The sequence below is a fragment of the Microbacterium sp. M3 genome (assembly GCF_033548675.1).
Classification (GTDB): Bacteria; Actinomycetota; Actinomycetes; order Actinomycetales; family Microbacteriaceae; genus Microbacterium; species Microbacterium arthrosphaerae.
Window position 1 is genome coordinate 681,022 of record NZ_JAWTZT010000002.1, and the last position, 14,613, is coordinate 695,634.

A 14,613-nucleotide genomic window follows, 5' to 3' on the forward strand; every position below is an offset into this window, starting at 1 on the left:
TCGGACCATGGTTATGGTAGTCCGCATGATCAGCCCGGAGTCCGTCATGTCGCCGCCTGCCGAGGGCCTGCTCAGCGCGCAGCTCGACGGGCTGGGCGTCACGCTGCTCGGCGATTCCGCCCGGCTGCGGGTCTGGTCGGAGGCCGCCGACGCGATGGATCTCGTCGTCTTCGACGACTCCGACCTCGACTGGATCACGGCGACCGAGCCCCTCTCGCCGGTCGGTGGCGGGGTGTGGGAGATCACGACGACGCTGCTGCGGCCCGGCGTGCGCTACGCCATCCGGGTCGACGGACCGCCGGGCCCGGGCAACACGTTCAACCGGGGCACGCTCCTGCTGGAGCCGTACTCCCGCGGGCTCGTCCGCACCGGGTACGACGGCTGGCGGTCCGTCGTGGTCGAGGGCTCGTTCGACTGGGGCGGTGTGACGAAGCCGGCCGTCCCGCTGGACCGCACGGTGCTCTACGAGGGCCACCTCAAGGGTCTGTCGAAGCGGCATCCCGGCGTCCCCGGCGCCCTGCGCGGCACGTACGCGGGTCTCGCGCACCCCGCGATGGTGGAGCACCTCCTCGACCTCGGGGTCACCAGCATCGAACTGCTCCCGGTGCACGCGTTCACCACCGAGCCCCGTCTGCTGCAGCACGGGCTCGCGAACTACTGGGGGTACAACACCCTCAACTTCTTCACGCCCCACGCCGCCTATGCGACCGAAGACGCTCGCCGCGAGGGACCCGACGCGATCCTGCGCGAGTTCAAGGGCATGGTGAAGCTCCTGCACGAGGCCGGACTCGAGGTGATCCTCGACGTCGTCTACAACCACACCGCCGAGGAGGGCATCGGCGGACCCCGCTCGAGCCTTCGCGGCATCGACAACCGCGCCTATTACCGGCAGCAGGAGGACGGCGCGTACATCGACGTCACGGGCTGCGGGAACTCGCTGAACACGTCGACGGATGCCGCGTCCCGCCTGGTCCTGGATTCGCTGCGCTACTGGGCGCAGGACGTGCAGATCGACGGCTTCCGCTTCGACCTGGCCGCCACGCTGGGCCGTGACGCCGCCCATGCGTTCACCCCCGACCACCCGCTGCTGCGAGCCGTCCTGGACGACCCCGTCCTCGCCGGGGTGAAGAAGATCGCCGAGCCGTGGGACGTCGGGATGGGAGGCTGGCAGACCGGCAACTTCGGCGACGGCTGGAGCGAGTGGAACGACCGCTACCGCGACCGCGTGCGCAACTTCTGGCTCAGCGACGTCGACTATGCGCGGCGCGCCTCCACCTCCCCGGTGGGCATCGGCGGTTTCGCCACACGCCTCGCCGGCTCGGCCAACACGTTAGACGAAGCACGTGGGCCGCTCGCGGGCATCAACTTCGTCACCGCGCACGACGGCTTCACGCTGCGGGACCTGGTCTCGTACGACGTCAAGCACAACCACGGCAACGGCGAGCAGAACCGCGACGGCGCCGACACCAACAGGTCGTTCAATCACGGGGCCGAGGGCCCGACCGACGACGAGAGCATCCTCGCCACCCGCCGCAAGGCGATGCGCAACCTGCTCGGCACGCTGCTCCTCTCGGCGGGCGTGCCGATGCTGACGGCGGGCGACGAGTTCGCGCGCACCCAGCGCGGCAACAACAACGCCTATTGCCACGACTCCGCACTGACGTGGCTGTCGTGGGAGCACGCGCCCTGGCAGCGCGATCTCTACGCGCACGTCCGCCACCTGATCCGGCTCCGCCGTGAGAACTCCGCGCTGCGGCCCGGCCGCTTCGCGCGGCTGGGCGAGCACACGCCCTCGGCGTCGGTGATGGAGTGGTACGACGAGCACGGTGAGACCATGTCGATCGAGCGCTGGACCGATCCGGCGCACCGGACGCTCCAGTACGTCGCGTCCTCCACCCCCGAGTTCGAGCAGCTCAACCGCGTGCTGCTGATGGTGCACGGCACCGAGCGGCCGACCGAGGTGACGCTGCCTGAGATCGACGGCGTCGCGCGCTTCGTCTCGCTGTGGTGCAGCGCCGACGAGACGCCCGCCGTATCTGGGGCCGCCTACGCGCCCGGCGGCACGGTCCCATTGGCCGGGACATCGATGCATCTGTTCCGCCTCGAGTAGAGGATCGACCCCCGAACCGGCGACGCGCGCGGTCGTGCCGCTCCCATCCAGGTCGAGCGCGCGATAGGTTCGAGTCGTGGTCACGACGACGCGCGCTTCGCGCTCCCGCCCGTGGCGGAGCGCCTCGGCCCTCCCCGTCCGCGATACCCGCGCCTGGCAGACGGAACGCGACACCGCAGCGCGGCGCGTCCCCCTCGCCCAGCCCTCCCCGGCCGTGCCGTGGGGTGATTACCGGCCCAAGGCGTTCGCCGGCGAGGTGGTGCCCTTCCGTGTCACGTCGTTCCGAGAGGGTCACGACCGCATCGGCGTGCACGTCCGGCTGCACTCCCCCTCCGGCGACGAGTCGCTGCACCGGCTGCGGCCGCTTCAGGACGGCTTCGATCGCTGGCAGGCAGACATCGCCCTCCTCGAGCAGGGCGTCTGGCGCTTCCGGTTCGAGTCGTTCGGCGACGACTTCGCGACGTGGGAGCACGCCGCATCGCTCAAGATCGCCGCGGGAGTGGATGCCGCGGTCATGCGCGAGATGGGCGCGCTGCTGTTCGATCGGGCACGCGCCGAGAAGGGCCGCCCTGCCGCCGAGCGCAAGACGCTCGCCGGGGCTGCGGCATCCCTTCGCGACCCCGCCGTCGGCGACGCGGCGGCACTCCTCATCGTCGAAGATCCGACGATCGCGGAGTTCTTCCGTCAGCGCCCGCTCATGTCGCTGGCGACGCTCGGCGACGACCTCGAGCTGCTCGTCGAGCGCGAGCGCGCCGGGGTGGGCGCGTGGTACGAGTTCTTCCCGCGCTCGGAGGGCGCGCGCCGCGCGAAGGACGGCACCGTCAAGAGCGGCACCTTCCGCACCGCCGCCAAGCGCGTTCCCGCGGTGGCCGAGATGGGCTTCGAGGTGCTCTACCTGCCGCCCATCCACCCGATCGGCACGCTCAACCGCAAGGGGCCCAACAACACCCTGGATGCGGGGCCCGGCGATCCCGGCTCGCCGTGGGCGATCGGCTCCGCCGCCGGCGGACACGACACTGTGCACCCCGACCTCGGCAGCCTGGCCGACTTCCGCTCGTTCGTCCGCACTGCGCGCTCGGCCGGGGTGGAGGTCGCCCTCGACCTCGCGCTGCAGGCCGCACCCGACCACCCGTGGGTGGCCGAGCATCCGGAGTGGTTCACGACGCTTCCCGACGGCTCGATCGCCTACGCGGAGAACCCGCCCAAGAAGTACCAGGACATCTACCCGGTCAACTTCGACAACGACCCCGCCGGGATCCGCGCCGAGGTGCTGCGCGTGGTGCGGCACTGGATCGCGCAGGGAGTGCGCATCTTCCGCGTCGACAATCCGCACACCAAGCCGCTGCAGTTCTGGGAGTGGCTCATCTCGACCGTGACGGCCGACGAGCCCGATGTGGTCTTCCTCGCGGAGGCCTTCACCCGGCCGGCACCCCTGCAGAGCCTCGCGGCGGCGGGCTTCCAGCAGAGCTACACCTACTTCACGTGGCGGAACACGAAGGCCGAGCTCGAGGAGTTCCTCTCCGGTCTCGCGCACGAGACCGACGCTTTCGTCAGGCCGAACCTGTTCGTGAACACCCCCGACATCCTCACCGAGTACCTGCAGTTCGGCGGGCGGCCGGCCTATCGCATCCGGGCGGCCATCGCGGCGACGGCCGCCCCCACCTACGGCGTGTACGCGGGGTACGAGCTCTACGAGAACGTCGCGCGCCCGGGTTCCGAAGAGAACATCGACAACGAGAAGTACGAGTACAAGTTCCGCGACTGGGCGGGTGCCGTCGAGCGCGGCGACTCGCTCGCGCCCTTCCTCACCCGCCTGAACGAGATCCGCCGCGCCCATCCCGCGCTCCGGCAGCTGCGCAACCTCAGCATCCACTGGAGCGACGACGACGCGATCCTCGTCTACGCGAAGCACCTCGACGCGGCGCTCTCGCCCGACGGCCGCAGCGACACCGTCATCGTGGTCGTCAACACCGACCCGCACTCGGTGCGTCAGACGATGGTCCATCTCGACACGCGCGTGTGGGGCGTCGAACCCGGCGAGCCGTACGACGTCGAGGATCTCATCACGGGCGCCCGGTGGACCTGGGCCGATCACAACTACGTGATGCTCGACGCGTTCACCGAGCCCGTGCACATCCTCCACGTGAAGGAGCCCCGATGACGCTCTCCGATCAGCTCCTGGACGCGGTGGCGGAAGGCTCGCACCACGATCCCCACGCCGTGCTCGGCATCCATCCCGACACCGACGCCGAAGGCACCGCCACCTGGACGGTCCGCGCCCGGCGCCCGCTCGCCCGCAGCGTCACCGCGGTCTTCGACGACGGCACGCGCGTCCCGCTCGAGCACGTGCGCGGAGGGATCTGGGAGGGCACGCGGGCCGGCGCCCGCGGGCGCTACGAGCTGTCGACGACCTACCCGCAGGGGCCGGACTACGTCGCGGACGACCCCTACCGTCATACCCCGACGATCGGCGAGCTCGACCTGCACCTCATCGGCGAAGGGCGCCACGAGGAGCTCTGGCGGGTGCTCGGCGCACACGAGCGCGAGCACGACGGCACCCGCGGCACCGCCTTCACGGTGTGGGCGCCCAACGCACGCGCCGTCCGGGTCGTCGGCGACTTCAACGGCTGGGACGGCCGTGGGCACGCGATGCGCTCCATGGGCGGGAGCGGCGTGTGGGAGCTGTTCGTCCCGGGCATCGGGCGCGGCACCACCTACAAGTTCGAGATCCGCGGCCGCGGCGGGGATTGGGCGCTCAAGGCCGATCCGATGGCCCGGTTCGCCGAGGTGCCGCCCGCGACGGGGTCGGTCGTCGTGCACTCCGCCTACAGCTGGGGAGACGCCGCATGGCTCGCCCGGCGCGCGAAGACCACGCCGGTCTCGCAGCCGATGTCGGTGTACGAACTCCACTTCGCCTCGTGGCGGCAGGGCCTGTCGTACCGCGACGCCGCCGACCAGCTGATCGACTACGTGACGGCGCAGGGCTTCACCCACGTCGAGTTCCTCCCGCTCGCCGAGCATCCGTTCGGCGGCTCGTGGGGATACCAGGTCACCGGGTACTACGCCCCCACCAGCCGCTTCGGGCACCCCGACGACCTGCGCTACCTGATCGACCGGCTGCATCAGGCCGGCATCGGCGTGATCATGGACTGGGTCCCCGGTCACTTCCCCAAGGATGCCTTCGCCCTCGCCCGCTTCGATGGGGAGCCGCTCTACGAGCACCCCGATCCGCGGCGCGGCGAGCACCGCGACTGGGGAACGTACATCTTCGACTACGGGCGCAACGAGGTGCGCAACTTCCTCGTCGCCAACGCGCTGTACTGGTTCGAGGAGTTCCACGTCGACGGTCTGCGCGTGGACGCGGTCGCCTCGATGCTGTACCTCGACTACTCGCGCAACGAGGGTGAGTGGGCGCCGAACGTCCACGGCGGTCGCGAGAACCTCGAAGCGATCCGCTTCCTGCAGGAGGTGAACGCCACCGCCTACAAGCGGTACCCCGGCATCGCCATGATCGCCGAGGAATCCACCAGCTTCCCCGGCGTGACCGCGCCGACGAACCAGGCGGGCCTCGGATTCGGCTTCAAGTGGAACATGGGGTGGATGAACGACTCGCTCCAGTACATCAAGCGCGACCCGCTCTACCGCTCGCACCATGAAGGCGAGCTGTCGTTCTCGTTCGTGTACGCGTTCAGCGAGAACTACGTCCTTCCCATCAGCCACGACGAGGTCGTGCACGGCAAGGGCAGCCTCTTCTCGCGCATGCCCGGCGATCACTGGCAGCAGCTGGCCAACATGCGGGCGTTCCTCGCCTACATGTGGGGGCATCCGGGCAAGCAGCTGCTGTTCATGGGCCAGGAGTTCGGTCAGCTCTCCGAGTGGTCCGAGGGACGCTCGCTGGACTGGTGGCTGCTCGACCAGCCGACGCACGCCCAGCTCCATCAGTTCGTGGCGGTGCTCAACAATGTCTACCGCGACCACTCCGCGCTGTGGGCGCGCGACAGCGACGGCGCTGCCTTCACCCGCCTGGGCGGACCGAAGTGGAACCCCAACGTCATCGCCTTCGCCCGCCGCGACTGGCACGGCAACACCGTGGTCGTCGCCGCCAACTTCTCGGGGTCGCCGATCGCGGCGTACGAGCTGGATCTGCCCGAGACCGGCGTGTGGCACGAGATCCTCAACACCGACGCCCAGGCGTACGGTGGATCGGGCGTCGGGAATCTCGGAGTCGTCCACGCCGGTGCCGCGGGCCGCGCCAGCCTCGTGCTGCCGCCGCTGGGCGTGCTGTGGCTGCGGCACGACCCGGAGGCGCACATCCCGTCGCCCACGAAGGGCTGACGCGGCGGGCCCGGCGGGTTGAAGAGGGAAGGTCGGGCCCGGCAGGCCGGATCGGCCCTGCCGGACCCGCCCGGGCCGGGTCAGACCACGGTGCGCTCAGCCGGAGACGTCAGAACAGCAGCGACGCCAGGCGACCACGTGCCGCGATGACTCGCGGGTCGCCGTCGCCGACGAGCGCGAAGAGCTCGAGCAGCCGCTCGCGCACCGGCGTGCGCTCGTCGCCGGGGAGCTGCGCGAAGAGTTCGAGCAGCCGGCCGAAGGCGTCTTCGACGTGCCCGCCGGCGAGATCCAGGTCGGCGACCGCGAACTGCGCGGCCACGTCCGTGGGCGCGGCGGCCGCCGCAGCGCGTGCCTGCTGCAGATCGAGGGACTGGACGCGGTCGAGGAGCCGGACCTGACCGAGCCCCGCGCGAGCCTCGGCGTCGCGGGGGTTCTCGGCGAGGGCCTGCTCGTAGGCCGAGACGGCACGGGCATAGTCGCCGGCCTCGATCGCCTCGAACGCCTCGGCATGCAGCGGCGGCAGCGGCGCCTCGGCCGGAGGCTCGTCGGCAGGGGCCGCGTCGGCGTCGGCCGCGGCCGAGCCGGTGACGCCGTTCTGCGCCGCGAGCTGCAGGAGCTGGGCGAACACCTCACGGACCTGCTGCTCGGGCACCGCGCCGGTGAACAGCGGCACCGGCTGGCCGGCGACGAGCGCCACGACCATGGGGATCGACTGAGCGCGGAACGCCTGCGACAGCTGCGGGTTGGCGTCGACGTCGACCTTGGCGAGCACGAGACGGCCGCCGAGCTCGGCGACCACCTTCTCGAGCACCGGGCTGAGCTGCTTGCACGGTCCGCACCACTCCGCCCAGAGGTCGACCACGACCGGGACGGTGCGCGAAAGCTCGAGCACCTGGGGGAACGTCTCGTCGGTCACATCGAAGACGAGCGACGGGACGGCGATCGCATCACCGGCAGGCGGAGCCTCACCGGGTGCCGCGGGCGCGGGACGGTTGCGCAGGGCCGACAGGTCTACGGCGCCACGGACGGCGGCACCCAGGGTGGGATCACTCACGAAAGAACCTTCGCATCGAGGATGTCGGACGAATAGCCGAGGACGCGGATCTTCTCGTCGGAGCCCGGTCCCGGGACGTAGAAGAAGATCTGGTCGCTGTACGTGGTCGTGAAGCCCGTGGACGACTGATCGGCGCCGGCGAGGGTCTTCACCGTCGGCTGCGCCTTGACCACGGCATCCGCGTTGGTGGGCTTGACGTTGTCGAGCTCGTTGAGGTTCACCGCGACGATGGCGCCGCTCTCGACGGTCTGCAGCGCGAACGGGGGCTGGGCGCCCGCCGCGGCGGTGTACTCGAGCGTGGCGGTGGACGCCCCTGTCTGGTTGAACTCGTCGAGTCGTCGCTGCCGGTCGGCGGCGATACTCGCGCGCAGCTGGTCGCCCTCGACCTCGAAGAGGTCGTAGTACTGGCTGGCCTCGCCGTTGTTGATCACGTCCGCGTAGGCGGCGGCGATCTGGTCGGGCGGCAGCAGGAGGAACGGAGAGTCCGGCTCGACCTGCGGGGCGCCGATGTAGGCGGGCGCGAGGTCGGGCAACGACGTCGACGCCTCCAGGCTGCCGATGTACGACAGCTTGTAGTCCGCCCAGGCGTCCTGCTGGGTCATCACCATGATGCTCGAGGTCTTGGACTCGGCGTCATCGGCCACCGCGATCACCGACCGGGGCCATTCGTCGTACGCCTGCGGGAGGATGATCTTCAGCGGCTTGGCGAGGATGGGCGCGAGCACCGGGTGGTCCGGGAGCGCGCTGCGCAGCTTGTAGTTCGTGTCACGAGCTGCGAGGGCCGCGCCCTCCAAGCGAGTCTCGGCCAGATCCCCGTCGAGAGCGGCGTCGGCGTCGGCCACCGTCGCCGCGATGCGGGTGAGGATCCGCTCGGCCTGCGCTTTCGTGACGGCGGGCGCCTGCTGCCCCTCGGGCGCGATCACGGTCGCGGTCGGCGACGGTGTGGGCGTAGGCGCCAGCTGCGGCCACGCGTCGGCGGAGCAGCCGGTGAAGAGCAGCGCCGACACGGCGACGGCGGGCACGACCGCGAAGGCGCGGCGTCCGGCCGTGACGGAGCGTCGCGTCCGCGAGGGCGAGCTGCTGATCACGCCCTTGTCGTCCTCGACCATCGAGATGTCGATCGGCTCGGTCACCGGCAGCGGCAGGCCCTTGCGTCGAGGCCCGCGCTTGCGGCGGGCATGGCGGATGCCGAGGATGTACAGGAACACGCCGACGGCCATCAGGATGCCGCCGCCCACGATGAGCGGACCGGCCCACGGGGTCGAGGTCTGCAGGGGCCACGTGACCGTGACCTTGCTCGGAGCGGGCGCCGTGCCGTCGGCGGCGACGAGGACGCTCATGCCCTCCGGCAGTTGCAGGGGCGCGATGAGCAGATCGGTCTGCTGGTACTCGTCGAGCCAGAGGTCGGAGCCGACCGGCGTCCGGGCACTCGGCGCCGCCTCCGCCGCGGCATCCGTCGTCGCGTCGCCCGCCGCGGCATCCGTCGTGGGCGCCGTGTCGTCCGCGACGGCGTCGAGCTCGGGCTTCACGACGACGGTGGCGACCTCGCCCGGAGCCTCGAGCGTGACATGGGTGTAGGTGGAGTCCGCGAGCCACGACTCCATGTCGGCCGTCCGGCCGTACGAGGCGAACAAGTCACCCTGCGCCTGGGCGCGCAGCGTCTGCGTGCCGGGCATCTGATTGAGCACGGCGCCGTCGATGAGGAGATACGGCGTCTCCTCCTCGACCGAGATCGCCGTGGTCTCGGTCTTGGGTCCCTGGAAGATCGTTCGCTGGGCGATGCCCGCACCGATCATCACGGTGGCGAGCACGAACGCCGCCACGGCCCACACGAAACGCACGAAGAACACCTTTCCCGGGCGCGCGGACATGGCGCGGCCCTTCGATTCGACATTTCAGACTAGCGAATTCGACCTGGGAGGCGCGTGGGAGGGGCCATTCCCGGAGCTGGGGGTCACTGATGCGTATCCTGGGCGGACGATGCTTCGACGCCTGGTCGAGCGGAGGGGGATCTCGATGAAGCTGCACAGTCCGTTCCGCACGGCCCTCCTCGCGACGCTCGGTGTCGGCCTCGGACTGCTGCTCATCGGAAGCATCCAGAATCTGCAGACGATCCTCCTCTACGTCGGCACCGCGCTCTTCCTCTCGCTCGGTCTCGACCCGATCGTCGCGTGGCTCGAGCGACGCAAGCTTCCCCGGTGGGCGGCGGTCCTCGTCACCATCCTCGGGGTGCTCGCCGCGTTCGCCGGCATCATCCTCATGATCGTGCCGATCATCGTGCAGCAGATCGGCCAGCTGGTCAGCGCCATCGAGAAGCTGGCCGAGGAGGGCATGTTCGATGACCCGGTCGGCGCTATCCAGGACTGGCTCCACGCCGTCTTCCCGGCGCTCGACGTCGACGAGGTATGGGGCTACATCGAGGACTGGTACGCCTCGCTGGACGTCGGCGCGATCGGCTCCGAGGTCGGTGGCAGCATCATCACCATCATCGGGGCGCTCATCGCCGGCTTCGCCGGTGCCTTCATCGTGCTGATCCTCACGATCTACTTCACCGCGTCGACGCCCAATCTGAAGCGTGCGGTCTACCAGCTCGTGCCCGCCTCGAAGCGCGCCCGCTTCATGGATCTCGGCGAGCAGATCACCGACTCGGTCGGCTACTACGTCATCGGACAGGTGACGCTGGGCGTCATCAACGGTGTGCTCAGCGCGATCTTCCTGTCCATCATCAACGCGCCCTTTCCCGCGGTGCTCGCGGTGATCGCGTTCTTCTTCTCGCTGATCCCGCTCGTGGGCACCCTCACGGGCTCGACGATCATCGTGCTGACGTGCCTCGTGGTCGGGTCTCCCACGACCGCGCTGATCGCGGCGATCTACTACCTGATCTACATGCAGATCGAGGCGTATGTGATCTCTCCCCGCATCATGAGCCGCGCCGTGTCGGTGCCCGGTGCGGTCGTGGTCATCGCCGCGCTCGCCGGAGGCTCGCTCCTGGGCCTGCTGGGCGCCCTGGTGGCGATCCCCGTGGCCGCGAGCATCCTGATCATCTACCGTCAGGTCGTCATCCCGCGCCAGAACGAGCGGTGATTCCGCGGCGCCGTCCCGGGCACGATGGCGCTCACACGTCGGGGGCGATCGGCCCGTCCCACTCCACCGGCAGCGGCAGCGCGTCGGGGTTGACGGCGGCCACGATCTCGGTCAGCACCCGCCGCGTCTGGTTCTCGCCGACCCAGAGGTGCTTGCCGCCCTCCACCGGGATCAGCACCGCCTCGGGCACGGCCGCGAACCGCTCTGCTGCGGCATCCGGCCGGAGATAGTCGTCGAACTCGGGAACCAGCACGACCAGACGGCGCTCCTCCCCCGCCCACGCGGCGACGTCCTCGTCGGTGGCACGATGCAGCGGCGGCGACAGGAGCACGGCGCCCTCGATCGCGTGATCCCGCCCGTACTTGAGCGCCAGTTCGGTGCCGAACGACCAGCCCACCAGCCACGGCCGCGGCAGACCCCGGGCCTGCACCAGATCCATCGCGGCGGCGACGTCGAACGCCTCGGCCCGGCCGCCGTCGAACGCGCCCTGGCTCGTCCCCCGCGGCGACGTGGTGCCTCGTGTATTGAACCGCAGCACTGCGAGGTCGGCGAGTGCCGGAAGCCGGCCGGCCGCCTTGCGCAGGATGTGCGAGTCCATGAACCCGCCGGCGGTGGGAAGCGGATGCAGGGTCACCAGGGTCGCGACCGGGTCGCGCGTCTCGGGCAGCGCCAGTTCGCCGACCAGCGTCAGGCCGTCGAGCGTCTCGAGCTCGACGTCCTCCCGCCGCGCGGGGAGCAGCATGGGGCCGCGGATCTCCATGTCAGGCCACCTTCCAACAGTGCTGATGCCAGTGACGGCGCGCCGCGAGATCAGCGGCGTCGCCGAGGACGCCGTCGGCGCGCCACGTCACGACGTGCGCGATCCCGACGTCGATCTGTCCGCCGCAGCCGGGGCACGTGTACTGCTTCTGGGCCTGGGCGGCCGACACCGGCTGAACCGTCCACTCGACGCCACGGCGCGTCTCAGTGCGCTTCCAGCCGGCGAGCAGGCGCTCGAACGAGTCGTCGCCGCTGGATTCCGGGCGGCGACGGTGCGACCGCGGCACGGCTCAGTACCAGCCCGTGCGCTGCGAATGGTCCCAGGCGCCGCAGGGCGTGCCGTACCGGCCGCCGATGTACCCGAGACCCCACGTGATCTGCGTCGCGGGGTTCGTCTCCCAGTCGGCACCGGCGCTGCCCATCTTGCTGCCCGGAAGCGCCTGCGGGATGCCGTACGCACCGCTGCCGGCGTTGTAGGCGTTGACGCGCCAGCCCGATTCCTTCTTCCACAGCGCCACCAGGCAGGCGAACTGGTCGTCACCCCACCCGCGCGCGAGCACCATGTCGTACGCGATCGCCTGGGCCGTGCCGGGATCGGGTGACACGAACGGCGGCCGCCATCCACTGGACGACGACGTCGACGCCACGGGCTTGGGCGTCGGGGTGGGCTTCGGCTTGACATACACCGAGTAGCTCTCGCGGTTGAGTGCCGCGGGCTCGGCAGCGGCCGCCTCGTCGCCGGCGAGCGACTGCACGTCGTCGAGCGAGCTGGCGTACAGCGAGACGCTCTCATCGTCGTCGGCACCCTGCTGGGCGAGCGCGAGGCCGGTCGGGCCGATGTAGGCCGCGACGAAGCCCAGCACCGCGAAGGCGGCGAACGCACCCACCACGCCGCGTCGTCGCGACCAGCGAGCGGCGGCCGGTCGGGCGGGGACGGCGGCGGTGCGCTGTGAGGAGCGGGTCGCGACCTGGTGACGACGGTCTCGTCTGGTCGGATTCAGCTCGGTTCCAGAAGTCACAGTGTCCCGATTCTCGCACAGCGGCCCGCTGCGATGCCATCCGGGCCGCCCCGTGTCGTCATCGCACCGCGAGCATGACCTCGACGACGGCGTCGAGCACGGCGTCGACCTGTCCTTCGCGGTACCCGCCGCGCTGCATGCGGAAGGCGACCGAGCGCACCTGCTCGACCGTCACGGACTCCCCCGTCTCGAGGTACCGCGCGAGTTTGTCGGTCACGAGGTCGACCTCGGCGATGCGGTAACCGTAGCGGAGCGCCGACACCCGGTCGAAGCGTCGCTTGGCCGGCCGCGCCAGACGGTCCAGCACCTCCTGCGCCAGTTCGCGGGTGTGGCCCACCCATGCGCCCGCGCCCGACTCGGCGACCGCCGACGAGCGCTCACGGGCCGCGAAGGCGTCCTCGATGCGCCCCAGAGCGGCGTCCACCGATGCGATCGAGTAGCCACGCCGCACGAGAGGGAACGCCGCCTGGCGGATGTCGGCCGCCGTCAGCGAGGAGGATCCGTCCTCGAACGAGGCGCGCGCACGGGCGAGGAACTCGTCGACCGGCTGCTTCTCGTACCCCTTCTCGCGCCCGCGGGCCTCGGGGAACGGCGTGCGCGCCGTCGTGTCGGATGCCGTCATGATGCCACCAGCGGAGTGAAGAGGTAGTAGAGGGTGAGCGCGGCGACAACCGACAGGAGGATCGAATCGAGGCGGTCGAGCACGCCGCCGTGCCCCGGGAGCCACGAGCTCATGTCCTTGATCCCGAGATCGCGCTTGATCATCGATTCTCCCAGGTCGCCGACGGTCGCCGTGACCAGGATCAGGATGCCGAAGACGGCGCCCATCCACCACTCGAGCCCGAGCAGGAACAGGCCGACGAGCACGCCCGCCGCGATCGCGGCGACAGCGGCGCCCGCGAACCCCTCCCACGTCTTCTTCGGGCTGATCCGCGGTGCCATCGGGTGCTTGCCCAGCGTGATGCCCGCCGCGTACGCGCCGGTGTCGACCGCGACGGCCACGATGATGAACGAGAGCACCCACCATTCGCCGCCCTCCTTGCTCAGCAGCACGACGCACAAGCTGCCGAGGAAGGCCACGTAGAGCTGGAGGAACGCGGCCAGGAGCACGTCGCCGAGGACTGCCGAGTACGAGCGGCCGTCGTTCGCGGCCATCTGGGCGACCAGCCGCCACACGACCACGAACGCCAGCGCGACGAAGAGCACCACCCACAGCAGCCCCGCGTCGATGAAGTACGCCGAGAGCACCAGCACGGCACCCGCGATCAGCTGCGGCACGAGGTCGACCCGTCGACCGCTCACGATGAGAGCGCGGCCGAACTCGAAGAGGGCCAGCAGCGCCGCCGCGAGGGCGAACGGCACGAACGCCCACTTCACGAACAGGAGCGACCCGAGAAGCACCGCGCCGATCGCCAGCGCGATGAGGATCGCGACGATGAGGTCGCGACCGGTGCGCTCCTTGATGCGCTCGTTCGCCTCTTCGAACTCCGCCCGAGCGTGGGCGACCTGGTTCTCGAACTCGCTCCGCGCGGCGCGCAGATGCGACTGCCGAGCCGGGCCGGTCTCCGGTGGGTCGGTCGCGCGACGACTGTCACCGGCGGCCCGTCGCGACGGCGGAACCACCGGTTCGTCGTCGCGCGGCGGGTCGGATGCGTCGGTCATGCGCGGTTCTCAGACCTCGAGGAGCTCTGCCTCTTTGCGCTTGAGCGCCTCGTCGATCCCGTCGACGTGGGCGCGCGTCAGCGCGTCGAGCTCCTTCTCGGCACGGGCGAGCTCGTCCTCGCCCACCTCGCCCTTGAGGGCGTCGATGTCGTCCTTGGACTTGCGACGGATGCCGCGCACATGCACCTTGGCGTCCTCGCCCTTGCTGCGCACGAGCTTGACGTACTCCTTGCGCCGCTCCTCGGTGAGCTCGGGCATCGTCACACGGACGATGTTGCCGTCGTTCGTCGGGTTCGCGCCGAGGTTGGGGAGGTCGCGGATGGCCTGCTCGATGGCCTTCAGAGCCGACTTGTCGTACGGCGTCACGATGAGCGTGCGCGCCTCGGGGTTGTTGATCGACGCCAGCTGGGCGAGCGGCGTCGGGGTGCCGTAGTAGTCGACGAGGACCTTCTGGAACAGCTGAGGGTTAGCTCGACCGGTGCGCACCGTGGCGAAGTCCTCCTTCGCCGCCTCGACGGCGCGGTCCATGCGCTCTCCGGCATCGGCCAGGACGTCCGCGATCACAGTGTCTCCTTCGAGTAGATGGGGCT

12 protein-coding genes are annotated in these 14,613 nt (G+C 70.3%); 4 read left to right on the forward strand and 8 right to left on the reverse strand.

The features are described from left to right. The first annotated feature begins 25 nt into the window (after window positions 1–25). The 3 genes from glgX (at window position 26) to glgB (ending at window position 6,445) form a co-directional block, all read left to right on the forward strand. Entirely contained in the window at window positions 26–2,110 is a 2,085-nt protein-coding gene (glgX, locus tag R8Z57_RS08535) for a glycogen debranching protein GlgX (RefSeq protein WP_318353327.1), read from the forward strand. A 214-nt stretch (window positions 2,111–2,324) separates the two neighbouring features. Next, entirely contained in the window at window positions 2,325–4,271 is a 1,947-nt protein-coding gene (locus tag R8Z57_RS08540; protein WP_378723216.1) for a maltotransferase domain-containing protein, read from the forward strand. After that, entirely contained in the window at window positions 4,268–6,445 is a 2,178-nt protein-coding gene (gene glgB / locus R8Z57_RS08545; RefSeq protein ID WP_318353329.1) for a 1,4-alpha-glucan branching protein GlgB, read from the forward strand. The genes R8Z57_RS08540 and glgB overlap by 4 nt, the downstream gene beginning before the upstream one ends. A gap of 109 nt (window positions 6,446–6,554) precedes the next feature. On the opposite strand, the gene R8Z57_RS08550 is transcribed toward glgB, so the two are convergent. After that, window positions 6,555–7,499 (reverse strand): tetratricopeptide repeat protein, encoded by a 945-nt coding sequence (locus R8Z57_RS08550; RefSeq protein WP_318353330.1) that lies wholly within the window; start codon window positions 7,497–7,499, stop codon window positions 6,555–6,557. After that, window positions 7,496–9,370 (reverse strand): glycosyl transferase, encoded by a 1,875-nt coding sequence (locus R8Z57_RS08555; RefSeq protein ID WP_318353331.1) that lies wholly within the window; start codon window positions 9,368–9,370, stop codon window positions 7,496–7,498. The genes R8Z57_RS08550 and R8Z57_RS08555 overlap by 4 nt, the downstream gene beginning before the upstream one ends. A 145-nt stretch (window positions 9,371–9,515) precedes the next feature. Here R8Z57_RS08555 and R8Z57_RS08560 point away from each other — a divergent pair, with 145 nt between their 5' ends. Next, window positions 9,516–10,583: an AI-2E family transporter gene (locus R8Z57_RS08560; protein WP_318353332.1), complete on the forward strand. Its 1,068-nt coding sequence runs from the start codon at window positions 9,516–9,518 to the stop codon at window positions 10,581–10,583. A gap of 31 nt (window positions 10,584–10,614) precedes the next feature. Here the strand turns inward: R8Z57_RS08560 and R8Z57_RS08565 are convergent, their stop codons facing one another. From R8Z57_RS08565 to frr, 6 genes are read right to left on the reverse strand one after another with little or no spacing between them, the layout of a single operon-like run. Further along, a complete protein-coding gene (locus R8Z57_RS08565) occupies window positions 10,615–11,343 on the reverse strand; it encodes an alpha/beta hydrolase (RefSeq protein WP_318353333.1) in 729 nt (242 codons plus the stop codon). Between the two features lies 1 nt (window position 11,344). Further along, the gene (locus tag R8Z57_RS08570; protein ID WP_318353334.1) at window positions 11,345–11,629 is read right to left on the reverse strand and encodes a hypothetical protein; all 285 of its coding nucleotides are present in this window, start codon (window positions 11,627–11,629) and stop codon (window positions 11,345–11,347) included. Between the two features lie 3 nt (window positions 11,630–11,632). Beyond that, window positions 11,633–12,361, reverse strand: a complete 729-nt coding sequence (locus R8Z57_RS08575; RefSeq protein ID WP_318353335.1) for a lytic transglycosylase domain-containing protein — start codon at window positions 12,359–12,361, stop codon at window positions 11,633–11,635. A gap of 58 nt (window positions 12,362–12,419) precedes the next feature. After that, window positions 12,420–12,983, reverse strand: a complete 564-nt coding sequence (locus R8Z57_RS08580; RefSeq protein WP_318353336.1) for a DivIVA domain-containing protein — start codon at window positions 12,981–12,983, stop codon at window positions 12,420–12,422. After that, window positions 12,980–14,023: a phosphatidate cytidylyltransferase gene (locus tag R8Z57_RS08585; RefSeq protein WP_318353337.1), complete on the reverse strand. Its 1,044-nt coding sequence runs from the start codon at window positions 14,021–14,023 to the stop codon at window positions 12,980–12,982. The genes R8Z57_RS08580 and R8Z57_RS08585 overlap by 4 nt, the downstream gene beginning before the upstream one ends. 9 nt (window positions 14,024–14,032) lie before the next feature. After that, complete coding sequence (gene frr / locus R8Z57_RS08590) at window positions 14,033–14,587, reverse strand: ribosome recycling factor (protein WP_318353338.1); 555 nt, start codon at window positions 14,585–14,587, stop codon at window positions 14,033–14,035. Between the last annotated feature and the right edge of the window lie 26 nt (window positions 14,588–14,613).

What these genes read in the sequence shown, in the direction of transcription:
- R8Z57_RS08555 (WP_318353331.1), bottom strand. Translation starts at nt 9,370, where the DNA reads ATGTCCGCGCGCCCGGGAAAGGTGTTCTTCGTGCGTTTCGTGTGGGCC.
- R8Z57_RS08580 (WP_318353336.1), bottom strand. Translation starts at nt 12,983, where the DNA reads ATGACGGCATCCGACACGACGGCGCGCACGCCGTTCCCCGAGGCCCGC.
- R8Z57_RS08560 (WP_318353332.1), top strand. Translation starts at nt 9,516, where the DNA reads ATGAAGCTGCACAGTCCGTTCCGCACGGCCCTCCTCGCGACGCTCGGT.
- R8Z57_RS08585 (WP_318353337.1), bottom strand. Translation starts at nt 14,023, where the DNA reads ATGACCGACGCATCCGACCCGCCGCGCGACGACGAACCGGTGGTTCCG.
- glgX (WP_318353327.1), top strand. Translation starts at nt 26, where the DNA reads ATGATCAGCCCGGAGTCCGTCATGTCGCCGCCTGCCGAGGGCCTGCTC.
- glgB (WP_318353329.1), top strand. Translation starts at nt 4,268, where the DNA reads ATGACGCTCTCCGATCAGCTCCTGGACGCGGTGGCGGAAGGCTCGCAC.
- R8Z57_RS08565 (WP_318353333.1), bottom strand. Translation starts at nt 11,343, where the DNA reads ATGGAGATCCGCGGCCCCATGCTGCTCCCCGCGCGGCGGGAGGACGTC.